General features: G+C 41.6%; 23 protein-coding genes, 1 tRNA gene and 1 other RNA gene. 20 read left to right on the forward strand and 5 right to left on the reverse strand.

Going from position 1 to position 24,856, the window contains the following annotated elements; genetic code table 11:
- Positions 1-56 precede the first annotated feature (56 nt).
- Entirely contained in the window at positions 57-281 is a 225-nt protein-coding gene (locus tag RWP09_RS05210) for a DUF4059 family protein (RefSeq protein WP_000926599.1), read from the forward strand.
- A gap of 65 nt (positions 282-346) precedes the next feature.
- Complete coding sequence (gene trxB, locus RWP09_RS05215) at positions 347-1,258, forward strand: thioredoxin-disulfide reductase (RefSeq protein ID WP_314434762.1); 912 nt, start codon at positions 347-349, stop codon at positions 1,256-1,258.
- Between the two features lie 234 nt (positions 1,259-1,492).
- Here the strand turns inward: trxB and rlmB are convergent, their stop codons facing one another.
- Positions 1,493-2,221, reverse strand: coding sequence for a 23S rRNA (guanosine(2251)-2'-O)-methyltransferase RlmB (gene rlmB / locus RWP09_RS05220; RefSeq protein WP_314434765.1), 729 nt, complete (start codon positions 2,219-2,221; stop codon positions 1,493-1,495).
- 43 nt (positions 2,222-2,264) lie between these two features.
- Positions 2,265-2,876: a peptide deformylase gene (gene def, locus RWP09_RS05225; RefSeq protein WP_001272956.1), complete on the reverse strand. Its 612-nt coding sequence runs from the start codon at positions 2,874-2,876 to the stop codon at positions 2,265-2,267.
- Positions 2,877-3,050: 174 nt separating this feature from the next.
- Between def and RWP09_RS05230 the strand changes: the two genes are divergently transcribed.
- The 4 genes from RWP09_RS05230 (at position 3,051) to ssrA (ending at position 6,271) form a co-directional block, all read left to right on the forward strand.
- Positions 3,051-4,376 carry a CapA family protein gene (locus RWP09_RS05230; protein WP_314434769.1) on the forward strand — a complete coding sequence of 442 codons (1,326 nt, stop codon included), beginning with the start codon at positions 3,051-3,053 and terminating at the stop codon, positions 4,374-4,376.
- 21 nt (positions 4,377-4,397) lie between these two features.
- Positions 4,398-5,225 (forward strand): HAD family hydrolase, encoded by an 828-nt coding sequence (locus RWP09_RS05235; RefSeq protein WP_314434771.1) that lies wholly within the window; start codon positions 4,398-4,400, stop codon positions 5,223-5,225.
- Position 5,226: 1 nt separating this feature from the next.
- Positions 5,227-5,862 carry an SGNH/GDSL hydrolase family protein gene (locus RWP09_RS05240; RefSeq protein WP_314434773.1) on the forward strand — a complete coding sequence of 212 codons (636 nt, stop codon included), beginning with the start codon at positions 5,227-5,229 and terminating at the stop codon, positions 5,860-5,862.
- 61 nt (positions 5,863-5,923) lie between these two features.
- Positions 5,924-6,271, forward strand: a transfer-messenger RNA (tmRNA) gene (ssrA, locus tag RWP09_RS05245).
- A 223-nt stretch (positions 6,272-6,494) separates the two neighbouring features.
- On the opposite strand, the gene RWP09_RS05250 is transcribed toward ssrA, so the two are convergent.
- Positions 6,495-6,582, reverse strand: a tRNA-Ser gene (locus RWP09_RS05250).
- Positions 6,583-6,744: 162 nt separating this feature from the next.
- Here RWP09_RS05250 and RWP09_RS05255 point away from each other — a divergent pair.
- From RWP09_RS05255 to RWP09_RS05270, 4 genes are all read left to right on the forward strand, one after another.
- Positions 6,745-7,485 (forward strand): DeoR/GlpR family DNA-binding transcription regulator, encoded by a 741-nt coding sequence (locus RWP09_RS05255; protein WP_314434774.1) that lies wholly within the window; start codon positions 6,745-6,747, stop codon positions 7,483-7,485.
- Positions 7,482-8,393, forward strand: a complete 912-nt coding sequence (gene pfkB, locus RWP09_RS05260) for a 1-phosphofructokinase (protein WP_314434776.1) — start codon at positions 7,482-7,484, stop codon at positions 8,391-8,393. The genes RWP09_RS05255 and pfkB overlap by 4 nt, the downstream gene beginning before the upstream one ends.
- The gene (locus RWP09_RS05265; RefSeq protein WP_314434779.1) at positions 8,390-10,342 is read left to right on the forward strand and encodes a fructose-specific PTS transporter subunit EIIC; all 1,953 of its coding nucleotides are present in this window, start codon (positions 8,390-8,392) and stop codon (positions 10,340-10,342) included. The genes pfkB and RWP09_RS05265 overlap by 4 nt, the downstream gene beginning before the upstream one ends.
- An 88-nt stretch (positions 10,343-10,430) precedes the next feature.
- Complete coding sequence (locus RWP09_RS05270) at positions 10,431-12,734, forward strand: DNA translocase FtsK (protein WP_314434781.1); 2,304 nt, start codon at positions 10,431-10,433, stop codon at positions 12,732-12,734.
- Positions 12,735-12,779: 45 nt separating this feature from the next.
- Here the strand turns inward: RWP09_RS05270 and RWP09_RS05275 are convergent, their stop codons facing one another.
- On the reverse strand, positions 12,780-13,214 hold the full coding sequence (locus RWP09_RS05275) for a DUF6556 family protein (protein ID WP_314434783.1): 435 nt from the start codon (positions 13,212-13,214) through the stop codon (positions 12,780-12,782).
- A 138-nt stretch (positions 13,215-13,352) separates the two neighbouring features.
- Between RWP09_RS05275 and RWP09_RS05280 the strand changes: the two genes are divergently transcribed.
- From RWP09_RS05280 to RWP09_RS05320, 9 genes are all read left to right on the forward strand, one after another.
- Positions 13,353-14,495, forward strand: a complete 1,143-nt coding sequence (locus tag RWP09_RS05280) for a cysteine desulfurase family protein (RefSeq protein ID WP_314434784.1) — start codon at positions 13,353-13,355, stop codon at positions 14,493-14,495.
- Positions 14,496-14,503: 8 nt separating this feature from the next.
- The gene (thiI, locus tag RWP09_RS05285) at positions 14,504-15,718 is read left to right on the forward strand and encodes a tRNA uracil 4-sulfurtransferase ThiI (RefSeq protein WP_314434786.1); all 1,215 of its coding nucleotides are present in this window, start codon (positions 14,504-14,506) and stop codon (positions 15,716-15,718) included.
- Between the two features lie 136 nt (positions 15,719-15,854).
- Positions 15,855-16,679 carry an alpha/beta hydrolase gene (locus tag RWP09_RS05290; RefSeq protein WP_314434788.1) on the forward strand — a complete coding sequence of 275 codons (825 nt, stop codon included), beginning with the start codon at positions 15,855-15,857 and terminating at the stop codon, positions 16,677-16,679.
- 20 nt (positions 16,680-16,699) lie between these two features.
- A complete protein-coding gene (locus RWP09_RS05295) occupies positions 16,700-17,440 on the forward strand; it encodes an esterase family protein (RefSeq protein WP_000546817.1) in 741 nt (246 codons plus the stop codon).
- 12 nt (positions 17,441-17,452) lie between these two features.
- On the forward strand, positions 17,453-18,619 hold the full coding sequence (locus RWP09_RS05300) for an ATP-grasp domain-containing protein (RefSeq protein ID WP_314434791.1): 1,167 nt from the start codon (positions 17,453-17,455) through the stop codon (positions 18,617-18,619).
- Positions 18,620-18,778: 159 nt separating this feature from the next.
- Complete coding sequence (gene gla / locus RWP09_RS05305) at positions 18,779-19,684, forward strand: aquaglyceroporin Gla (protein WP_261062538.1); 906 nt, start codon at positions 18,779-18,781, stop codon at positions 19,682-19,684.
- Positions 19,685-19,808: 124 nt separating this feature from the next.
- On the forward strand, positions 19,809-20,534 hold the full coding sequence (locus RWP09_RS05310; RefSeq protein WP_314434796.1) for a CppA N-terminal domain-containing protein: 726 nt from the start codon (positions 19,809-19,811) through the stop codon (positions 20,532-20,534).
- Positions 20,531-21,466 carry a serine hydrolase domain-containing protein gene (locus tag RWP09_RS05315; RefSeq protein ID WP_314434798.1) on the forward strand — a complete coding sequence of 312 codons (936 nt, stop codon included), beginning with the start codon at positions 20,531-20,533 and terminating at the stop codon, positions 21,464-21,466. Before RWP09_RS05310 ends, RWP09_RS05315 begins: the two co-directional genes overlap by 4 nt.
- Positions 21,467-21,474: 8 nt before the next feature.
- Positions 21,475-22,371, forward strand: coding sequence for a DMT family transporter (locus tag RWP09_RS05320; RefSeq protein WP_314434800.1), 897 nt, complete (start codon positions 21,475-21,477; stop codon positions 22,369-22,371).
- A gap of 41 nt (positions 22,372-22,412) precedes the next feature.
- Here RWP09_RS05320 and RWP09_RS05325 read toward each other — a convergent pair whose 3' ends face one another.
- Positions 22,413-23,111: a GntR family transcriptional regulator gene (locus RWP09_RS05325; RefSeq protein ID WP_314434802.1), complete on the reverse strand. Its 699-nt coding sequence runs from the start codon at positions 23,109-23,111 to the stop codon at positions 22,413-22,415.
- A 141-nt stretch (positions 23,112-23,252) separates the two neighbouring features.
- Here RWP09_RS05325 and guaA point away from each other — a divergent pair, with 141 nt between their 5' ends.
- Positions 23,253-24,815, forward strand: coding sequence for a glutamine-hydrolyzing GMP synthase (gene guaA / locus RWP09_RS05330; RefSeq protein WP_033688968.1), 1,563 nt, complete (start codon positions 23,253-23,255; stop codon positions 24,813-24,815).
- The last annotated feature ends 41 nt before the right edge of the window (positions 24,816-24,856 follow it).

Here is a 24,856-nt window from a genome sequence, read left to right on the forward strand (position 1 = left end):
CAGTTAGCTGGACTAGCTGAGTTTACTCTTTAAAAAAGATAGAAATGAGAGAAATCATGCTACTGCAACTATTTTCTTTATATTTCGAGAGTTTGATCTTGACCACCATCCTCGTCCTGATTTTTTTAGGGATTTGGATTGGACTGAGAGCCATGTCGGGAGTTGATAAGACAGCCAAGGCTCGCCAAGCCCATCTCTATGATATGATTATGATTGGAGTCTTAGTTGTTCCAGTATTATCCTTTGCGGTTATGAGTTTAATTCTTGTTTTCAAGGCATAATCCTTGCGTGATTGACAAGAAAGAGTTAGAATAAAGATAGTTACAACAAGAAAGAAGGAATTTATATGTACGATACTATTATTATCGGTGCTGGACCTGCAGGGATGACTGCAGCCTTGTATGCTGCTCGAAGCAATCTCAAAGTAGCCTTGATTGAAGGTGGTCTGCCAGGTGGTCAGATGAATAATACATCTGATATTGAAAATTACCCTGGATACGCTAATATTAGTGGGCCTGAATTGGCTGAAAAGATGTTTGAACCGCTTGAAAATCTTGGTGTTGAGCACATTTATGGTTATGTTGAAAATGTAGAAGACCATGGTGATTTTAAGAAAGTGATGACTGATGATCAAACATATGAAACACGTACAGTTATCGTAGCAACTGGTTCTAAACACCGTCCTTTGGGAGTACCTGGAGAAGATGAACTGAACAGTCGTGGTGTTTCTTACTGTGCTGTGTGTGATGGTGCTTTCTTCCGTGACCAAGATTTGTTGGTAGTCGGTGGTGGAGATTCAGCTGTTGAAGAAGCCCTCTTCTTGACACGTTTTGCTAAGACTGTTACCATTGTTCACCGTCGTGACCAACTTCGTGCTCAAAAGGTTTTACAAGACCGCGCCTTTGCGAATGAGAAAATCAGCTTTATCTGGGATTCTGTAGTGAAGGAAATCAAGGGTGAAAACCGAGTAGAATCTGTTGTATTTGAAAATGTGAAAACAGGTCAAGTGACAGAACAAGCCTTCGGTGGTGTCTTTATCTATGTTGGATTGGACCCTCTTAGCGATTTTGTTAAAGAATTGAATATCCAAGATCAAGCAGGCTGGATTGTGACAGATAACCACATGAAAACTGCAGTTGACGGTATCTTTGCCGTTGGGGATGTCCGCTTGAAAGACCTTCGCCAAGTAACAACAGCAGTTGGAGATGGGGCTATTGCTGGTCAAGAAGCCTATAAATTTATCACAGAACATAGTTAATACACTTCGAAAATCTCTTCAAACCACGTCAACTTCGCTTTGCCGTATATATGTTACTGACTTCGTCAGTTCTATCTGCAACCTCAAAACAGTGTTTTGAGCTGACTTCGTCAGTCTTATCTACAACCTCAAAGCAGTGCTTTGAGCTGTCTATAGCTAGCTTCCTAGTTTGCTCTTTGATTTTCATTGAGTATAATCATAAAAAGTTTCCAATCAGATGACTGGAAACTTTTTTTATAGTCTATTTCGGAAAACTTCGTACATGAGAATGGCTGCAGCAACACTGGCATTGAGACTTTGAACATGGCCATTCATCGGAATGGTAATCATCTCATCAACCTGTTTTTTGATGTTGCTAGAGATGCCTTTTCCTTCATTTCCGATGATGAGGGCGATTTTCCCTTTTGTATTCCACTTATGGCAAGGAGTACCATTCATATCTGTTCCAAAGGTCCAGAAGCCTTCATCCTTGAGTTTGTCTAGAGTTTGGCTTAGATTAGTCACTCGAGCAATTGGAACGTGCTCAATAGCACCAGTGGCCGTTTTGGCAACGACAGGAGTAACTCCGACAGCACGGTGCTTGGGAATGATGACTCCTGAAACATTGGTCGCATCAGCGGTTCTTAAGATGGAGCCTAAGTTGTGAGGATCAGTTAACCCGTCCAGAATCAATAGTAAAGGATTTTCTTCTTGGCGTGTTTTTTCAAGAATGTGATCTAGCTCGCTATAGGCAAATTCAGATACTCGTAGAACAAAACCTTGGTGGACAGCACCTTCAGTCATCTCAGAAAGGGATTTTTTTGAGGTCCAAGAAATGGACACCTTCTTTTCTGTAGCCAGTTCCTTGACTTTCTCAACGTTCTTACCTCGGAGATCTTCTTGGAGGTAAAGTTTGTTTCCTGTGTTTGCAAGGAGGGCTTCGGTAACGGCGTGGATGCCATAGACAATATCATTTGTTTTCATGCCTCTATTATAACACAAAACCCCGTCTTGCAACGGGATTTTTTTATTCTAGAATTAGTAAACCATCTTTAACTGCAAATGGGTCTTTTTCATTGATACGATCGTAAAACATGATACCGTTAATGTGGTCAATTTCATGCTGAACAACGATGGAGTTGTAGCCTTTAAGTTTGATACGGTGTTTTTCCCCATCTTTGTCAAAGTAGTCAACAGTAACGCGGGCATGGCGAACAACATAGCCAGGCACGTTACGGTCAACAGACAAGCAGCCTTCTCCTTCGCCAAGAGCAGCGTCTTGAACAGAGTGAGAGACGATTTTTGGATTGTACATAATAGCTTGTAAGTCGTAGGCTTCTTGTGGAGTTTCGCCTTCTTCGACAATGTTTGGCACCAAAACAGCGATAATACGTTTTGAGATATCTAACTGGGGAGCAGCCAGTCCAACACCACCTCGGAGTCCCATTTTTTCAGCCATGACAGGATCTTGGGAATGTTTGAGGAATTGCATCATCTTTTCGCCAAGGATGATTTCCTGATCAGATAGGGGGAAAGTGACTTCCTCAGCAACCGCGCGTAGAGTAGGATTCCCTTCGCGGATAATATCGTTCATATCAATTAAGTGAGCAGCTTTTGTAATACGTTCTATTGCAGACATTTTCTCTCCTTTCATTACCTCTACATGATATCACAAAATGACAAGGATTGAAAGCATTACGGCATTGAGCTTTTATAGAAAATGCCTACTAGGTTCGATTCAATTGTGAAAGAATTACTTATCTGTGATATAATAAAAAGAAAAGGCTTGCATTAGAAAGTAGGGAGAATAAAGATGCAAAGAAGACAGGATAGAAATAAACGTGGTTCAGCTTTTCGTTTTATGAAGGGTTTGGTAAACTTTTTTAGGAGTTATCGCAAGTGGAGTAATAAAGGATTTGTGGCCATACTCTTGCTAGCAGTTGCTTTATCAATGGGCTTGGTCTTGTTGTTTGAAAGCTTCCAAGGAATCCCTTTAACCAGTCAAAAAAAGGATGCCATTTCTCAAGAAGCAAATAAGACGAACCAAAATGCTAAAGATCAGGAAGAGGAGAAAACTGCTAGAATTATGGCCAACGGGGACCTCCTCTATCACATTCCCATCTATCGTTCTGCTTTAAAAGAAGATGGGACCTATGATTTCCATGAAAATTTTGAATATGTAAAACCATGGCTCAAACAAGCAGACTTGATTTTAGGTGATTTTGAAGGTACTGTGAATAAGGACCACTATTTGGCTGGTTATCCGCTATTTAATGCACCTGGAGAAGTCATGGATGCCATCAAGGATGCCGGTTATCAAGTGCTAGACTTGGCGCATAACCATATCCTAGATTCACAAATAGAAGGTGTGGTCTCAACAGCAGATGCTATTGAAAAGGCAGGAATGATACCGATTGGAGTGTATACGCATGAATCCCGTGATCAAGCTCCACTGGTTATCAAGGAAGTGAACGGTATCAAGGTTGCACTTTTGGCCTATTCTTATGGTTTTAATGGAATTGAGCAAAGTATTTCTCAGGAAGACTATAACCGCTATCTTTCAGACCTAAATGAAGACAAGATGAAGGCTGAAATTGAACGAGCAGAGAAGGAAGCAGATATCACTATTATCATGCCTCAGATGGGTGTGGAGTATCGCTTGGAACCAACTGAAGAACAAAAAGTTCTTTATCACAAGATGATCGATTGGGGAGCTGATATTATCTTTGGAGGGCACCCTCACGTAGTTGAACCATCTGAAACGGTTGAAAAAGATGGAAACAAGAAACTCATTATCTATTCAATGGGGAACTTCATTTCCAATCAACGAATTGAAACCATGCAAGACGAAGAGAATGCTAAGTGGACAGAGCGTGGCGTGCTCATGGATGTGACCATTAAGAAAAAAGCAGGTAAGACGACAATCGAAACTGCCAAAGCGCATCCTTCTTGGGTAAACCGTACACCGAAAGGAACCTATTCTCCAGAAGGTTATCCACTCTTCCTTTACCAAACCTATATCTTAGAAGATTTTATCGAGGGTGGTAGTCATCGTGACCAGTTAGATGAAGCAACTAAGGAACGAATTGATACAGCCTATAAAGAAATGAACGAACATGTAGGATTGAAGTGGGACTAGCTTGAATTCAGAGGAAAGAAAATGACGATTAAAGTAATTGCGACAGATATGGATGGGACCTTGCTGGATGCCAGAGGCCAGCTTGATATTCCACGCTTGGAAAAGATTTTAGATCAGTTGGATCAAAGGGGTATTCGTTTTGTCATCGCGACGGGCAATGAAATTCACCGCATGAGGCAACTACTGGAGCACTTGGTCGATCGAGTGGTTCTGGTTGTTGCCAATGGTGCTCGTATTTTTGAAAACAATGAACTGATTCAGGCCCAGACTTGGGATGATGCTATTGTCGACAAGGCTTTGGCTCATTTCAAGGATCGAGCGTGTCAGGACCAGTTTGTTGTAACGGGGATGAAGGGTGGTTTCGTCAAAGAAGGTACGATTTTTACAGACCTTGAAAGTTTTATGACTCCAGAAATGATTGAAAAATTCTATCAACGGATGCAGTTTGTGGATGAGTTAACCTCTGACCTCTTTGGTGGTGTGCTCAAGATGAGTATGGTTGTTGGTGAGGAACGGTTGAATTCGGTCTTGGAAGAAATCAATGATCTCTTTGATGGCCGTGTTCGGGCTGTATCGAGCGGCTATGGTTGCATTGATATCCTTCAAGCTGGGATTCATAAAGCATGGGGCTTGGAAGAATTACTCAAGCGTTGGGACTTGAACTCCCAACAAATTATGGCTTTTGGTGACAGTGAAAATGATGTAGAAATGCTTGAAATGGCTGGAATTGCCTATGCGATGGAAAATGCTGATGACAAGGCTAAAGCTGTGGCGACTGCTCTAGCCCCAGCCAACAGCCAAGGAGGAGTTTATCAAGTTTTGGAAAACTGGTTAGAAAAAGGAGAATGAAGTGGCAGTACAGTTATTAGAAAATTGGCTCCTAAAGGAACAAGAAAAAATCCAAACTAAGTATCGTCACTTAAATCAGGTTTCTGTTGTAGAGCCCGACATTCTTTTTATTGGGGACTCTATTGTCGAATATTATCCTCTACAGGAATTATTTGGGACCTCAAAGACAATTGTCAATCGAGGCATTCGTGGCTATCAGACAGAACTGTTATTAGATAATCTGGATGCGCATCTGTACGGTGGAGCAGTAGATAAAATTGTCCTTTTGATTGGGACAAATGATATCGGAAAAGATGTGCCTGTGAATGAGGCTCTCAATAATCTCGAAGCTATCATACAATCCATTGCTCGCGATTATCCATTGACTGAGATTAAATTGCTTTCCATTTTGCCAGTCAATGAGGGAGAGGAGTACAAGCAGACAGTCTATATCCGCACGAATGAAAAAATTCAGAAATGGAATCAAGCCTATCAAGAACTTGCTTCTGCCTATATGCAGGTAGAATTTGTGCCAGTTTTTGATAGTTTGACAGATCAGGCAGGTCAACTAAAAAAAGAATATACAACTGATGGACTGCATCTCAGTGTTGCTGGTTATCAGGCTTTGACCAAAGCTTTGAAAAACTATCTTTTGTAGTTAGTTGCTTTACTTTTTGCATTTTGGAGTTAGATAAGGTATAATGGTTTTATTGTCTTTTGGGGTCGTTACGGATTCGACAGGCATTATGAGGCATATTTTGCGACTCGTGTGGCGACGTAAACGCTCAGTTAAATATAACTGCAAAAAATAACACTTCTTACGCTCTAGCTGCCTAAAAACCAGCAGGCGTGACCCGATTTGGATTGCTCGTGTTCAATGACAGGTCTTATTATTAGCGAGATACGATCAAGTCTTGTCTAGTGGCTTGATAAGAGATTGATAGACTCGCAGTTTCTAGGCTTGAGTTATGTGTCGAGAGACTGTTAAACTAATACATAACCTATGGTTGTAGACAAATATGTTGGCAGGTGTTTGGACGTGGGTTCGACTCCCACCGGCTCCATTATTCCTTGGCATTCTTTCGTATTCCTTGGTAAAACGTTGTTAAATCAACGTTTTTTATTTTTGTCTTTGGTATTCCTTGGTATTCTTTTTCAGAAAAAGGATACAACAAAGGAGTCACAAACAGACCCTAAAGCAGACCCTAAAGCAGACCCTCTTTTTTAAAAAGGGATACAAAAAAGGATACAACATTTTTATCGTATCCTAGAAATAATTTTTCTTTTCTACGGAAGACATGGGATTCGAACCCACGCACGCTGTTACACGCCTACCGCGTTTCCAACACGGCCTCTTAAGCCTCTTGAGTAATCTTCCAATACTTACTCAAATAGTCTACCATAAAGGCTCTTATCTTGCAATAAAAATTCTGGAAATAAGAATAAATGACAGAATTTGAAAGAAAATGATAAAAAATGCTTGACTTTGAAAGAAAGTGTGATAGAATGAATAGTGTAAACGATAACAGGAGGTGGTTCGGTGTTAAAAACAGAGCGGAAACAACTGATTTTAGAGGAGTTAAATCAACATAACGTAGTTTCTCTAGAAAAATTAGTTAGTTTGCTAGAAACGTCAGAATCAACGGTTAGAAGAGACTTGGATGAGTTGGAGGCGGAAAACAAGCTTCGTCGTGTGCATGGTGGAGCAGAATTACCCCACTCCTTGCAGGAAGAAGAAACCATTCAAGAAAAATCTGTCAAAAACCTTCAAGAGAAGAAGTTGCTTGCTCAGAAGGCAGCCTCTCTCATCAAGGAACAAGATGTCATCTTTATAGATGCTGGAACAACGACAGCCTTTTTGATTCATGAATTGGTTAATAAGAATGTTACAGTCGTGACCAACTCGATTCACCATGCCGCTCAGTTGGTTGAAAAGCAGATTCCAACTGTCATGGTTGGAGGAAGTGTCAAGATGGCCACAGATGCTAGCATCGGAGGCGTTGCTCTTAACCAGATTAACCAATTGCACTTTGACCGTGCCTTTATCGGGATGAATGGTGTGGACGATGGTTATTATACGACTCCTGATATGGAAGAGGGAGCTGTGAAGCGTGCTATTTTGGAGAATGCCAAACAGACCTATGTCTTGGTGGATTCGTCTAAAATTGGACAAACTTGCTTTGCTAAGGTAGCTCCACTCAAACGAGCTATTGTTATCACAAGTAAAGGGCATGAGCTCTTGTGGGCTATTAAGGAGAAAACGGAGGTAATAGAAGTATGATTTATACAGTCACACTCAATCCATCCATTGACTATATCGTTCGTTTGGACCAAGTCCAAGTCGGTAGTGTCAATCGTATGGACAGTGATGATAAGTTTGCTGGTGGGAAAGGAATCAATGTCAGTCGTGTCTTGAAACGCTTGGATATTCCAAATACAGCGACAGGATTTATCGGTGGTTTTACTGGTAAATTTATCACAGATACTCTGGCAGAAGAAGAAATCGAGACACGTTTTGTCCAAGTAGCAGAAGATACTCGTATCAATGTTAAAATCAAAGCAGACCAAGAAACAGAAATCAACGGAAGGGGTCCAACTGTTGAACCGGCACAGCTAGAAGAATTGAAAGCTATTCTTTCAAGTTTAACAGCAGAAGATACAGTTGTCTTTGCAGGTTCAAGTGCTAAAAATCTAGGCAATGTTATCTATAAGGATTTGATTGCCTTGACGCGTCAGACGGGTGCGCAAGTGGTTTGTGACTTTGAAGGACAGACCTTGATTGATAGTTTGGACTACCAGCCACTTTTGGTCAAACCAAACAATCACGAGCTTGGAGCAATTTTTGGGGTTAAACTCGAAAGTTTAGAGCAAATTGAGAAATATGCTCGTGAGTTACTGGCCAAAGGTGCTCAAAACGTCATTATCTCTATGGCTGGTGACGGTGCTCTTCTTGTCACATCTGAGGGAGCTTACTTTGCTAAACCAATCAAGGGAACAGTCAAAAATTCAGTTGGAGCTGGTGATTCTATGGTTGCTGGATTTACAGGTGAATTTGTCAAATCAAAAGATGCAGTAGAAGCCTTCAAATGGGGAGTGGCTTGTGGAACGGCAACCACCTTCTCAGATGACTTGGCAACGGCAGAATTTATTAAAGAAACATATGAAAAAGTTGAGGTAGAAAAACGATGAAAATTCAAGACCTATTGAGAAAAGATGTTATGTTGCTAGATTTGCAGGCAACTGAAAAAACTGCTGTCATCGAGGAGATGATTAAAAGCTTGACAGACCACGGTTATGTGACAGATTTTGAAATATTTAAAGAAGGAATTTTGGCTCGTGAAGCTTTGACTTCTACTGGTTTGGGTGATGGAATCGCAATGCCTCACAGCAAAAACGCTGCTGTCAAAGAAGCAACGGTTCTCTTTGCTAAGTCGAACAAGGGTGTTGACTACGAAAGTTTGGATGGACAAGCTACTGATCTATTCTTTATGATTGCGGCTCCAGAAGGTGCCAATGATACCCACTTGGCTGCCTTGGCAGAATTGTCTCAATACTTGATGAAAGACGGTTTTGCAGACAAACTTCGTCAAGCAACATCTGCTGACCAAGTTCTCGAACTTTTTGACAAAGCTTCAGAAAAAGCTGAGGAGCCTGTTCAAGCACCTGCCAATGAATCTGGTGACTTTATTGTAGCTGTTACAGCTTGTACAACAGGTATTGCCCACACTTACATGGCCCAAGAAGCTCTTCAAAAAGTGGCTGCTGAAATGGGTGTTGGAATTAAGGTCGAAACCAACGGTGCTAGCGGTGTTGGAAACCAACTAACTGCTGAAGACATCCGCAAGGCTAAAGCTGTTATCATCGCAGCAGACAAGGCAGTTGAAATGGATCGTTTCAATGGCAAACCATTGATCAATCGTCCAGTTGCTGACGGTATCCGTAAGACAGAAGAGTTGATCAACTTGGCTCTTTCAGGAGATGCTGAAGTCTACCGTGCCGCTAATGGTGCAAAAGCTACAACAGCCTCTAACGAAAAACAAAGTCTTGGTGGTGCCTTCTACAAACACTTGATGAGTGGTGTATCTCAAATGTTACCATTCGTTATCGGTGGTGGTATCATGATTGCCCTTGCCTTCTTGATCGACGGTGCTTTGGGTGTTCCAAATGAAAATCTTGGCAATCTTGGTTCCTACCATGAACTAGCTTCTATGTTCATGAAAATTGGTGGTGCAGCCTTTGGCTTGATGCTTCCAGTCTTTGCAGGCTATGTTGCCTACTCTATCGCTGAAAAACCAGGTTTGGTAGCAGGTTTCGTGGCTGGTGCTATTGCCAAAGAAGGTTTTGCCTTTGGTAAAATCCCTTACGCAGCAGGTGGTGAAGCAACGTCAACTCTTGCAGGTGTCTCATCTGGTTTCCTAGGTGCCCTTGTTGGTGGATTTATCGCTGGTGCTTTGGTTCTTGCTATCAAGAAATATGTCAAAGTTCCTCGTTCACTTGAAGGTGCTAAATCAATCCTTCTCTTGCCACTTCTTGGAACAATCTTGACTGGGTTTGTTATGCTAGCTGTTAACATCCCAATGGCAGCAATCAACACTGCCATGAATGACTTCCTAGGTGGTCTTGGAGGAGGTTCAGCTGTCCTTCTTGGTATCGTCCTTGGAGGAATGATGGCTGTTGACATGGGTGGACCAGTCAACAAAGCGGCTTATGTCTTTGGTACAGGTACGCTTGCAGCAACTGTTTCTTCAGGTGGTTCTGTAGCCATGGCAGCAGTTATGGCTGGAGGAATGGTGCCACCACTTGCAATCTTTGTCGCAACGCTTATTTTCAAAGATAAATTTACTAAGGAAGAACGCAACTCTGGTTTGACAAATATTATCATGGGCTTGTCATTTATCACTGAGGGAGCGATTCCATTTGGTGCCGCTGACCCAGCTCGTGCGATTCCAAGCTTTATCCTTGGTTCAGCAGTAGCAGGTGGACTCGTTGGTCTTACTGGTATCAAACTCATGGCGCCACACGGAGGAATCTTCGTTATCGCCCTTACTTCAAATGCTTTCCTTTACCTCGTTGCTGTCTTGGTAGGAGCAATCGTAAGTGGTGTAGTCTATGGTTGCCTACGCAAACCACAAGCATAAAACTTAGATAGAAAATGAAAAGATTGGACCGTTTGGTGCAGTCTTTTTCTCTTTCCGAAATGTCTGTCAAATATGGTATAATAGAAGAATGGTAAACAAGAATACAAGTAAAACAAGACGGAGACCGTCTAAAGCAGAACTCGAAAGAAAAGAAGCGATTCAACGAATGTTGATTTCGTTGGGAATCGCGATTTTATTGATTTTCGCAGCCTTCAAATTAGGGGCTGCAGGTATAACCCTTTACAATTTAATTCGCTTGCTAGTAGGTAGCCTAGCTTATCTGGCAATATTTGGCATCCTGCTCTACCTCTTCTTTTTCAAGTGGATACGAAAACAGGAAGGACTCTTATCTGGATTTTTCACCATATTTGCTGGCTTGCTCTTGATTTTTGAGGCCTACTTAGTTTGGCAATATGGTTTGGACAAGTCGATATTAAAAGGAACCATAGCTCAGGTTGTGACGGATTTGACTGGTTTTCGAACGACCAGTTTTGCTGGTGGGGGCTTGATTGGGGTCGCTCTTTATATGCCAACCGCCTTTCTTTTTTCAAATATCGGTACTTACTTTATTGGAGTTATCTTGATTTTAGTGGGGGCTCTCCTCGTCAGCTCTTGGTCTGTTTATGATGTTGCTGAATTTTTCAGTAGAGGCTTTGCTAAATGGCGGGAAGGGCATGAGCGTCGAAAAGAGGAACGCTTTGTCAAACAAGAAGAAAAAGCTCGCCAAAAGGCTGAGAAAGAGGCTAGATTAGAACAAGAAGAAGCTGAAAAAGCCTTACTCGATATGCCTCCTGTTGATATGGAAACGGGTGAAATTCTGACAGAAGATGTTGTGCTTGACGTTCCTCCTGTTCCAGAAGAAGAGTGGGTGGAACCAGAAATCATCCTGCCTCAACCTGAACTTGAATTCCCTGAACAGGAAGATGGCTCTGACGATGAAGATGTTCAGGTTGATTTTTCAGCAAAAGAAGCCCTTGAATACAAACTTCCAAGCTTACAACTCTTTGCCCCTGATAAACCTAAAGACCAGTCTAAAGAGAAGAAAATCGTTCGTGAAAACATCAAAATCCTAGAAGAAACCTTTGCTAGCTTTGGTATCAAGGTAACGGTTGAACGGGCTGAAATTGGACCATCAGTGACCAAGTATGAAGTCAAGCCGGCAGTTGGTGTAAGGGTCAACCGCATTTCCAATCTAGCAGATGACCTCGCTCTAGCATTGGCGGCCAAGGATGTCCGCATCGAAGCACCTATCCCAGGGAAATCCCTAGTCGGAATCGAAGTGCCTAACTCTGAGATTGCGACTGTGTCTTTCCGAGAACTATGGGAACAATCTCAAACGAAAGCAGAAAATCTCTTGGAAATTCCTTTAGGGAAGGCTGTTAATGGAACCGCAAGAGCTTTTGACCTTTCTAAAATGCCCCACTTGCTAGTTGCAGGTTCAACGGGTTCAGGAAAGTCGGTAGCCGTTAACGGCATTATCGCCAGCATTCTCATGAAGGCGAGACCAGATCAAGTTAAGTTTATGATGGTTGATCCCAAGATGGTTGAGTTATCTGTTTACAATGATATTCCCCACCTCTTGATTCCAGTTGTGACCAATCCACGTAAGGCCAGCAAGGCCCTGCAAAAAGTTGTGGATGAAATGGAAAATCGTTATGAACTCTTTGCCAAGGTGGGAGTTCGGAATATTGCAGGCTTTAATGCAAAGGTAGAAGAGTTCAATTCCCAGTCTGAGTACAAGCAGGTTCCGTTACCGCTCATTGTCGTGATTGTGGATGAGTTGGCTGACCTCATGATGGTTGCCAGCAAGGAAGTAGAAGATGCCATCATTCGTCTTGGGCAGAAGGCGCGTGCTGCAGGGATTCACATGATTCTTGCAACTCAGCGTCCATCCGTTGATGTCATCTCTGGTCTGATCAAGGCCAATGTCCCATCTCGAGTGGCTTTTGCGGTATCATCAGGTACAGATTCCCGTACTATTTTAGATGAAAATGGAGCTGAGAAATTGCTTGGTCGAGGAGACATGCTCTTTAAACCGATTGATGAAAATCATCCAGTTCGTCTCCAAGGATCCTTTATCTCGGATGATGATGTCGAGCGCATCGTAAACTTCATTAAGGCTCAGGCAGATGCGGACTACGATGAGAGTTTTGATCCCGGTGAGGTTTCTGAAAATGAAGGAGAATTTTCAGATGGTGAATCTGGTGGAGATCCGCTTTTTGAAGAAGCCAAGGCTCTAGTCATTGAGACCCAGAAAGCCAGTGCATCTATGATTCAGCGTCGTTTGTCAGTTGGTTTTAACCGTGCGACTCGTCTCATGGAAGAATTGGAGATGGCAGGTGTCATTGGTCCAGCTGAAGGTACCAAACCAAGAAAAGTGTTGCAACAATAAAAAAAATAGCTTCTTTCCAAGTTTGGAGGGAAGCTATTTTACTGGCTATTGATTGCTTTTATTTTCTGAAGTTGGGGTATTGGACTGTTTTTCATTATCAGTGGCAGGTTTACTTGGAGTAGGAGCAGGAGTAGAAGAATCCTGAGTTGCTGTTTTCTGCTCTTCTTTTTTCTCTTCCTTGACACTGGATTTTGACGTTTCTTCTTGCTGTGTTTTTTCTTGATTAGTGTTAGTTTCCTTATTGGGACTGGTGTTTTCCTTAGGGGATTCCTTTTGAATTTCTTTGACAATGGTTGTGGTCTGGCTTGTCGTAGGTTCTTTTTTAGTATTTTTGTTATTATCCAAGGCGTTCATAATCGTGATACTTGCGGTAATCAAGCCAAGGATACTACCGATAGTCGCAACGGTTTTTTGAAAGACCGTAAATCCTTTTTTGATGTGTTCTGTTTTTGGTTTTGAGGTTCTACGATAATTAGACATACATTCTCTCCTTTAATTAAAATTTATTATACCGCATTTCTTTAAAAAAATCTTAAAAAAAGAGGAATTGCCCTTTCTTGTCGCAAGCTCCGTTTCATGATACAATAGAAGAAGTGATTTTAGAAAGCGTGAGAATACATGATTTACTTTGATAATTCAGCGACGACCAAGCCCTATCCTGAAGCCCTTGAAACCTATATGCAGGTGGCGTCAAAAATTTTAGGAAACCCATCTAGTCTCCATCGTTTGGGAGACCAGGCAACACGAATCTTAGATGCTTCTCGTCAGCAAATTGCAGATTTAATCGGTAAGAAAAGTGATGAAATCTTCTTTACCTCTGGAGGAACAGAAGGGGATAACTGGGTCATCAAGGGTGTGGCCTTTGAAAAAGCCCAGTTTGGCAAGCACATCATCGTTTCGAACATTGAACATCCAGCAGTTAAGGAATCAGCCCTCTGGCTGAAAAGTCAAGGTTTTGAAGTGGATTTTGCTCCAGTGGATAACAAAGGATTTGTGGATGTTGAGGCGCTAGCAGATTTGATAAGACCTGATACGACTCTAGTTTCCATCATGGCAGTAAACAATGAAATTGGCTCTATTCAGCCCATTGAGGCTATTTCAGAACTGTTAGCAGACAAGCCAACTATTTCCTTCCACGTGGATGCGGTTCAGGCGCTTGCCAAGATTCCGACTGAAAAGTATCTGACAGAACGAGTGGATTTTGCGACCTTCTCTAGTCACAAGTTCCACGGAGTTCGAGGTGTTGGTTTCGCCTATATTAAGTCTGGCAAGAGGATTACGCCTCTTTTAACAGGTGGTGGTCAGGAGCGTGATTATCGTTCGACAACTGAAAATGTGGCAGGGATTGCAGCGACAGCCAAGGCCCTCCGTTTGTCTATGGAAAAGCTAGATTTCTTTACTAGTAAGACTGGACAGATGAAGGCAGTGATTCGTCAAGCCCTTCTGGACTATCCAGATATTATTGTCTTCTCAGATGAGGAAGACTTCGCACCTCATATCCTGACTTTTGGAATCAAGGGTGTTCGTGGTGAAGTCATCGTTCACGCCTTTGAAGACTATGATATTTTCATCTCAACGACATCTGCTTGTTCTTCAAAAGCTGGTAAGCCCGCAGGAACTTTGATTGCTATGGGAGTGGATAAGGACAAGGCTCAGTCAGCAGTTCGTTTGAGTCTTGATCTAGAAAATGATATGAGTCAGGTCGAGCAGTTTTTGACCAAGCTAAAATTAGTTTACAATCAAACTAGAAAAGTAAGATAGGAGCATTTATGCAGTATTCAGAAATTATGATTCGCTATGGAGAATTGTCAACCAAACACAAAAATCGTATGCGTTTCATCAATAAACTTCGTAATAATATTTCAGACGTTTTGTCTATCTATCCCCAAGTTAAGGTAACCGCAGATCGCGACCGTGCCCACGCTTACCTCAATGGAGCTGATTACACCGCAGTAGCAGAATCCCTCAAACAAGTATTCGGGATTCAAAACTTTTCTCCCGTTTATAAGGTTGAAAAGTCCGTGGATGTTCTTAAGTCTGCTGTCCAAGAGATTATGAAAGAAACTTACAAGGAAGGGATGACCTTTAAAATCACTGGTAAGCGTAGCGACCACACCTTTGAACTTGATAGTCGTGAACTCAATCAAACTCTTGGTAGTGCTGTTTTCAAGGCTATTCCAAACGTGAAAGCTCAGATGAAAAATCCTGACATCAATCTTCAGGTTGAGATTCGTGAGGAAGCGGCTTACATTTCCTATGAAACTTTTCGTGGAGCAGGAGGATTACCTGTGGGAAGTTCTGGTAAAGGTATGCTCATGTTGTCAGGAGGAATTGATTCACCTGTGGCGGGTTATCTAGCTCTTAAACGAGGGGTAGATATTGAGGCGGTTCACTTTGCCAGCCCACCTTACACGAGTCCTGGTGCCCTTAAAAAAGCCCAAGATTTAACTCGAAAATTGACTAAGTTTGGTGGCAATATCCAGTTTATTGAAGTACCTTTCACAGAGATTCAAGAGGAAATTAAGGCTAAAGCGCCAGAAGCCTACCTTATGACCTTGACACGTCGTTTTATGATGCGCATTACCGACCGTATTCGTGAGGTACGAAATGGTTTGGTTATCATCAATGGGGAAAGTCTTGGTCAAGTAGCTAGCCAGACCTTGGAAAGTATGCAGACTATCAACGCTGTAACCAGCACTCCAGTCATTCGTCCTGTGGTTACTATGGATAAGTTGGAAATCATTGACATCGCCCAAGCAATCGATACCTTTGATATTTCTATTCAGCCTTTTGAAGACTGCTGTACGATTTTTGCACCTGACCGTCCTAAGACAAATCCTAAGATTAAAAATGCAGAGCAGTATGAAGCTCGCATGGATGTTGAAGGATTCGTTGAGCGAGCAGTGGCAGGGATTATGATTACTGAGATTACACCTCAAACTGAAAAAGATGAAGTCGATGACTTGATTGACAATCTGCTCTAATCAGAAAATCCAAAAGAATTTAGAAAATTAAATGAAAAAGTTAGTTTTTAATTCCAAAAGTGGAAGCAAAACTAACTTTTTTTATATAATTGTGATATAATAAAATAAAATTTTGAATATAGAGAGTTTTCTGACAATGAATCAATCCTACTTTTATTTAAAAATGAAAGAACACAAACTCAAGGTTCCTTATACAGGTAAGGAACGCCGTGTACGTGTTCTTTTGCCTAAAGATTATGAGAAAGACACGGATCGTTCCTATCCTGTTGTTTACTTTCATGACGGGCAAAATGTTTTTTATAGTAAAGAGTCCTTCATTGGTCATTCATGGAAGATTATCCCAGCTATTAAGCGTAATCCTGATATCAGTCGCATGATTGTCGTTGCCATTGACAATGATGGTATGGGGCGGATGAATGAGTATGCGGCTTGGAAATTCCAAGAATCTCCTATTCCGGGGCAGCAGTTTGGTGGTAAGGGTGTGGAATATGCTGAGTTTGTCATGGAAGTGGTCAAGCCTTTTATCGATGAGACCTACCGTACCAAAGCTGATCGACAGCATACGGCTATGATTGGCTCGTCACTAGGAGGCAATATTACCCAGTTTATCGGTTTGGAATACCAAGACCAAATTGGTTGTCTAGGGGTCTTTTCTTCTGCAAACTGGCTCCACCAAGAAGCTTTTAATCGCTATATTGAACGCAAGAAACTATCGCCTGACCAGCGTATCTTTATCTATGTTGGAACAGAAGAAGCAGATGATACGGACAAGACCCTGATGGCTGGTAATATCAAACAAGCCTATATCGACTCGTCGCTTCGCTATTACCATGATTTGATTGCAGGTGGAGTAGGCTTGGATAATCTTGTCTTGAAAGTTCAGTCTGGTGCCATCCATAGTGAAATCCCTTGGTCGGAAAATTTACCAGACTCTCTCCGTTTTTTTGCAGAAAAATGGTAAGTTAGGAAAGGAGAAAGATAATGCATATTGAAAACCTTAGCCACTGGAGTGGCAATCTTAACCGTGAAATGTACCTTAATCGTTATGGACATGCTGGGATTCCAGTTGTGGTTTTTGCTTCATCAGGTGGCAGTCACAATGAATACTATGATTTTGGCATGATTGATGCCTGTGCTTCCTTTATCGAGGAAGGCCGTGTCCAGTTCTTTACCCTATCCAGTGTGGATAGTGAGAGCTGGTTGGCCACTTGGAAAAATGGGCACGACCAAGCAGAGATGCACCGTGCCTACGAGCGCTATGTGATTGAGGAGGCCATTCCTTTTATCAAGCATAAGACAGGTTGGTTTGATGGTATGATGACGACAGGTTGCTCAATGGGGGCCTACCATGCTGTCAATTTCTTCCTCCAGCATCCAGATGTCTTTACCAAGGTGATTGCTCTTAGTGGTGTTTACGATGCACGTTTCTTTGTCGGCGATTACTACAATGACGATGCCATTTATCAAAACTCGCCAGTAGATTATATCTGGAACCAAAACGACGGCTGGTTTATTGATCGTTACCGTCAGGCAGAGATTGTGCTTTGTACGGGGCTTGGTGCTTGGGAACAAGACGGTTTACCATCTTTCTACAAGCTCAAAGAAGCCTTTGACCAGAAACAAATTCCAGCCTGGTTTGCTGAATGGGGACACGATGTCGCCCACGACTGGGAATGGTGGCGCAAACAAATGCCTTATTTCCTTGGAAATCTCTATTTATAAAAGGAGTTACCTATGAATTACCTTGTTATTTCTCCCTACTATCCACAAAATTTTCAACAGTTTACAATTGAGCTAGCCAATAAAGGCATTACAGTCTTGGGAATTGGCCAAGAACCATACGAGCAATTGGATGAACCTTTACGCAATAGTCTGACCGAGTATTTCCGTGTGGACAATCTTGAGAACATAGACGAAGTCAAACGTGCAGTTGCTTTTCTATTTTATAAGCATGGCCCAATTGACCGCATCGAATCCCACAATGAATATTGGTTAGAGTTGGACGCAGTCCTCAGAGAACAATTCAATGTTTTTGGTGCCAAACCAGAGGATCTCAAAAAGACGAAATTTAAGTCTGAAATGAAGAAACTCTTCAAAAAAGCAGGTGTCCCTGTGGTCCCTGGAGCTGTTATCAAGACAGAAGCAGATGTTGATCAGGCTGTGAATGAAATCGGCCTGCCAATGATTGCTAAACCTGACAATGGAGTGGGAGCGGCCGCAACCTTTAAACTTGAGACAGAAGACGATGTCAATCACTTCAAGCAAGAATGGGACCATTCGACTGTTTATTTCTTTGAGAAATTTGTTACCTCTAGCGAAATTTGCACCTTTGATGGGCTCGTAGACAAGGATGGAAAGATTGTCTTCTCAACAACCTTTGACTACGCCTATACACCGCTTGATCTCATGATTTACAAGATGGACAATTCTTATTACGTTCTCAAGGATATGGATCCCAAATTACGTAAATATGGTGAGGCAATTGTCAAAGAATTTGGTATGAAAGAACGGTTCTTCCATATCGAGTTCTTCCGTGAAGGGGATGATTACATCGCCATTGAGTACAATAACCGCCCTGCAGGTGGTTTCACTATCGATGTTTATAACTTTGCCCATTCCTTGGACCTCTATCGTGGATATGCATCCATTGTCGCAGGAGAAGAGTTCCCAGCGTCAGATTTTGAACCTCAGTATTGTTTAGCTACATCACGTCGCGCAAATGCTCACTATGTTTATTCAGAAGAGGACTTGCTTGCCAAATATAGCCAGCAGTTCAAGGTTAAAAAAATCATGCCAGCAGCTTTTGCGGAACTTCAAGGAGATTACCTTTATATGCTGACAACTCCGAGTCGACAAGAAATGGAGCAAATGATTGCAGATTTCGGACAACGTCAGGTTTAAGAAATTACCGGATTAAGGAAATGGACTCCCTTAATCCTTTTGTTTTTTATTAGAAATAAAACCGCTTTCTTATATATTCTTTTAGAAAACCTGTTGCTAAAAGATATAAAAATTGATAGAATAAGGATTGTCTAAAAAATTTTAAGGAGAATCTATCAAATGGATTTCACATGGGCAATTAAATATGCCACTGAATTTTTGGCCACTGCTATTTTGATCATTCTTGGAAATGGTGCAGTTGCCAACGTTGAACTTAAAGGTACGAAAGGTCACCAAAGTGGCTGGATCGTTATCGCTGTTGGTTATGGTATGGGGGTTATGATTCCAGCCTTGATGTTTGGTAACGTATCTGGAAACCACATCAACCCAGCCTTCACTCTTGGACTTGCGATCAGCGGTCTCTTCCCTTGGGCACAAGTTGCACCTTATATCATTGCACAAGTTTTGGGTGCTATCTTTGGTCAAGCCTTGGTTGTGGCAACACACCGCCCATATTACTTGAAAACTGAAAATCCAAACAATATCTTGGGTACTTTCTCAACCATTTCAAGTTTGGATAATGGTACAAAAGAATCACGCTTTGCAGCAACTATTAATGGTTTTGTAAACGAGTTTGTTGGTTCATTTGTTCTGTTCTTTGCAGCCCTTGGTATGACTAAAAACTTCTTTGGTGCTGAATTAGTATCAAAAGCACAAGCTGCTATCAATGCTCAAGTTGCACAAGCAACTACTCAAGGTCAAACAATTCCTCAAGAACAAGTAACAGCTGCACTTGACCAAGCTAAAGAACAAGTAGCACCATTTATGACATCTGGTCTTGGAATTGCTCACTTGGCACTTGGATTCCTTGTTATGGCCTTGGTAACATCACTTGGTGGACCTACAGGACCTGCCTTGAACCCAGCCCGTGACTTGGGACCACGTCTCCTTCATGCTTTCCTTCCAAAATCAGTTCTTGGTGAGCACAAAGGCGATTCAAAATGGTGGTATTCTTGGGTACCAGTAGTAGCACCTATCGCAGCAGCAATTGCGGCAGTAGCTATCTTCAAATTCCTTTATCTATAAGAAATTGAAACCGAGGAAAGTCTCGGTTTTTTAGATGAAATTTTTACGAAAAATCGGTAAATTTGAGCATAATATCTTGTAAAAAATTCTAAAATCCTTTAAAATAAAAGAGTTGGAGGAATTTATGAATGTAAATCAAATTGTACGGATTATTCCTACTTTAAAAGTTAATAATAGAAAATTAAATGAAACATTTTATATCGAAACCCTTGGTATGAAGGCCTTGTTAGAAGAATCAGCCTTTCTATCACTAGGGGACCAAACAGGCCTCGAAAAGCTGGTTTTAGAAGAAGCTCCCAGCATGCGTACTCGTAAGGTAGAGGGAAGAAAAAAGCTGGCTAAACTGGTTATCAAGGTGGAAAATCCCTTGGAAATCGAAGGACTCTTATCTAAAACAGATTCGATCCATCGATTATATAAAGGTCAAAATGGCTACGCTTTTGAAATTTACTCGCCAGAAGATGATTTGATTTTGATTCATGCGGAAGATGATAGAGCAAACCTAGTAGAAGTAGGAGAAATGCCTGGATTTCAAACAGATTTGGAATCAATTTCTTTAAGCAAATTTGAGATTTCCATGGAATTACATCTCCCAACGGATGTTGAAAGTTTCTTGGAAGTATCTGAAATTGGGGCATCCCTTGATTTTATCCCAGCTCAGGGGCAAGATTTGACTGTGGATAATACGGCTACTTGGGACTTATCTATGCTCAAGTTCTTGGTCAATGAACTAGATATAGAAAGTCTTCGCCAGAAGTTTGATTCTACAGAATATTTTATTCCTAAGTCTGAAAAATTCTTCCTTGGTAAAGATAGAAATAATGTTGAATTGTGGTTTGAAGAAGTATGAAGTGGACCAAGATTATTAAAAAAATAGAAGAACAAATCGAGGCAGGGATTTATCCCGGAGCCTCTTTTGCGTATTTTAAGGACCATCAATGGACGGAGTTCTATTTAGGCCAGAGTTACCCAGAGCATGGCCTGCAGACTGAGGCAGGACTAGTTTATGACCTGGCCAGTGTCAGCAAGGTTGTTGGGGTTGGTACCGTTTTTACTTTTTTGTGGGAAAAAGGGAAATTAGATATTGAAAGACCGGTAACAGATTTTTTAGCTGAGAGTGATTATCCAGACATCACTATTCGCCAGCTCTTAACCCACGCTACGGATCTTGATCCGTTTATTCCCAATCGTGATCTTTTAACAGATTCAGAATTAAAGGAAGCGATGTTTCATCTCAAGAGACGAAGTCAGCCAGCTTTTCTTTATTCGGATGTCCATTTTTTGCTGTTAGGTTTTATCTTGGAAAGAATCTTTAATCAAGACTTGGATTTGATTTTACAGGAACAAGTTTTTAATCCTTGGAGAATGACGGAAACCCAGTTTGGTCCTGTTGAGCGTGCTGTTCCAACAGTCAGAGGTGTCGAGGCAGGTCTGGTACATGATCCCAAGGCTCACCTCCTGGGGAGACATGCTGGTAGTGCTGGTTTGTTTTCGACTGTAAAGGATTTACAAATCTTTTTAGAACACTATTTAGTAGATGATTTTGCAAGAGATTTGAGTCAAAATTTTTCTCCTTTGGATGACAAGGAACGTTCTTTGGCATGGAATTTGGAAGGAGATTGGCTAGACCATACGGGTTATACAGGTACCTTTATCATGTGGAATCGTCAGAAGCAAGAAGGGGTTATTTTTCTATCGAATCGTACCTATGAAAAGGACGAGAGAGCTCAATGGATATTAGACCGCAATCAAGTGATGGACTTGATTCGCAAAGAAGACTAAGGAGAGACATGTCAAACAGTTTAAAAGGGACTCTATTAACAGTTGTGGCTGGTATTGCTTGGGGCTTGTCAGGAACGAGTGGCCAATACCTGATGGCACATGGAATTTCAGCTCTGGTCTTGACCAACTTACGCCTTTTAATCGCTGGTGGAATTCTCATGCTCTTGGCTTATGCTACTGCAAAGGATAAAATGCTGGCCTTTTTAACGGATAAGAAGAGTTTGCTGTCTCTTCTCATTTTTGCTCTAATTGGTCTATTCCTCAATCAATTTGCCTATCTAACTGCTATTCAGGAGACCAATGCAGGTACCGCGACAGTGCTTCAGTATGTTTGTCCTGTTGGAATTTTGATTTATAGCTGTATCAAGGATAAGGTGGCGCCGACACTGGGAGAGATTGTTTCTATCATATTAGCCATCGGAGGAACATTCCTGATTGCAACTCATGGGCAGTTGGACCAGTTATCCATGACACCTGCAGGCCTGTTCTGGGGTCTCTTTTCTGCTCTGACTTACGCACTTTATATCATTTTGCCTATAGCCTTGATTAAGAAGTGGGGGAGTAGCTTGGTCATTGGTGTGGGAATGGTCATAGCTGGTTTGGTTGCCCTTCCTTTTACAGGGATTCTACAGACTGCTATCCCAACTAGTCTTGATTTTCTTCTTGCTTTTGCGGGCATTATCCTTATCGGGACTGTTTTTGCCTATACAGCCTTCTTAAAAGGAACCAGTCTGATTGGACCGGTTAAGTCAAGCTTGTTGGCTTCAATTGAGCCAATCTCTGCGGTTTTCTTTGCCTTCCTAATTATGAATGAACAATTTTATCCCATTGATTTTCTTGGTATGGCAATGATATTATTTGCAGTAACTCTGATTTCTTTGAAAGATTTACTCTTAGAAAAATAAAAAGACTCTTTGTCCGTGACAGAGAGTTTTTGTCTAGTAATCTAATTGTTTTCAAGATAAAATTCAAAACGTTCGCCTACATATTGACTTTTTACGTATTCAAAAGCAGTACCATCTTCTAGGTAAGAAACCTGAGTCAGTCCAAGAATAGCATGTCCTTTTTCAACTTCCAAATAGTGGGCAATTTTTTCTTTAGCGAGGCGAGCATAAATAGTCTGTTGTGATTTGCCGATGCGGTAGCCATGTTTTTGCAAGGTTTGGAAGAAATGACTGGTGATTTCTTCTTTCTTAAAATCCTTAATGAATTTTTCAGGAATAGAAGCAACTTCATAAACCAGAGGGACTTGGTCGGCATAGCGAACACGCTCCATTCGGATAATATTTTCGGTAGGAGAAATTCCTAGTTTAGCAACTTCCTGCTCATTGGGAATGGTTTTTCTGTAAGAAATGAGCTGGCTAGAGGGAATTTTGCCTTGAGATTTGACAATTTCAGTAAAACTGGTTGTCCCTCGCATCTTTTCTTGTACTCGAGTACTGGAAACAAAGGTGCCGCTTCCTACACGGCGCTCTATGACACCTTCTTCGACTAATAGAGATACGGCTTGGCGGAGGGTCATGCGGCTGACCTCAAACTGCTCTGCTAAGTCTCTTTCACTGGGAAGTCTCTCGCCAATGGCCCAACGATGTTCGTCAATATCCTTTTTAATCTGATCATGGATTTTCATATAAGCGGGTAGCATATTTTTCACTTCATTTCTATCTTTTCTCTATTGTACCCCAATAAACTAGAAAAAGTCAATCTTCGCCTTGTTTAGTTGGTAATTCGCCCTTATTTGTGATAGAATATTGGAAAAAGATATTTCTTTTGAGAAAGGAAAAAGATGAGCAACATTTCAACTGATTTGCAAGATGTAGAAAAAATCATCGTATTGGATTATGGTAGCCAATACAACCAGCTGATTTCACGCCGTATCCGTGAGATTGGTGTTTTTTCAGAATTAAAGAGCCATAAAATTTCAGCTGCTGAAGTTCGTGAAATCAATCCTGTAGGAATCATCCTTTCAGGTGGTCCAAACTCTGTATACGAAGATGGTTCATTCGATATTGACCCAGAAATCTTCGAGCTTGGAGTTCCAATTTTGGGAATCTGTTATGGTATGCAATTATTAACCCATAAACTTGGAGGGAAAGTTGTCCCTGCAGCTGATGCTGGAAATCGTGAATACGGTCAATCAACCCTAACACATACACCATCAGCTCTTTTTGAATCAACACCTGATGAACAGACTGTTCTGATGAGCCATGGTGATGCAGTTACTGAGATTCCTGCTGATTTCGTTCGTACTGGAACTTCAGCTGACTGTCCATACGCAGCCATCGAAAACCCAGATAAACACATTTACGGTATCCAATTCCACCCAGAAGTTCGTCATTCTGTATACGGAAATGATATCCTTCGTAACTTTGCCCTTAACATCTGTAAGGCTAAAGGCGACTGGACAATGGATAACTTCATTGACATGCAGATCCAAAAAATCCGTAAAACAGTCGGTGATAAACGTGTCCTTCTTGGTCTATCAGGTGGAGTTGACTCATCTGTCGTTGGTGTTCTTCTCCAAAAGGCAATTGGCGATCAATTGATCTGTATCTTCGTAGACCACGGTCTTCTTCGTAAAGGTGAAGCGGATCAAGTTATGGACATGCTTGGTGGTAAGTTTGGTTTGAATATCGTCAAAGCAGACGCTGCAAAACGTTTCCTTGACAAACTTGCTGGCGTTTCTGACCCTGAACAAAAACGTAAAATCATCGGTAACGAGTTTGTCTATGTATTTGATGACGAAGCAAGCAAGCTCAAAGATGTGAAATTCCTTGCTCAAGGTACCTTATATACTGACGTTATCGAATCAGGTACAGACACAGCTCAAACTATCAAGTCACACCACAACGTGGGTGGTCTTCCAGAAGACATGCAGTTTGAATTGATTGAACCACTCAACACCCTCTATAAAGACGAAGTTCGTGCCCTTGGTACAGAGCTTGGTATGCCAGACCATATCGTATGGCGCCAACCATTCCCAGGACCAGGACTTGCTATCCGTGTCATGGGTGAAATCACTGAAGAGAAACTTGAAACAGTTCGTGAGTCAGACGCTATTCTTCGTGAGGAAATTGCTAAAGCTGGTCTTGACCGCGATATCTGGCAATACTTCACAGTGAACACAGGCGTTCGTTCAGTTGGGGTTATGGGTGACGGTCGTACGTATGACTACACAATTGCAATCCGTGCTATTACCTCTATCGATGGTATGACTGCTGATTTTGCCAAAATTCCTTGGGATGTCCTACAAAAAATCTCAGTACGTATCGTAAACGAAGTGGATCACGTTAACCGTATCGTCTACGATATTACAAGTAAACCACCTGCAACCGTTGAGTGGGAATAGTCATTTAAGGGCTCATTTATGTATTTTCACTAGCCAGTATC

It is taken from the genome of uncultured Streptococcus sp. (genome assembly GCF_963521255.1).
Lineage (GTDB): Bacteria > Bacillota > Bacilli > Lactobacillales > Streptococcaceae > Streptococcus.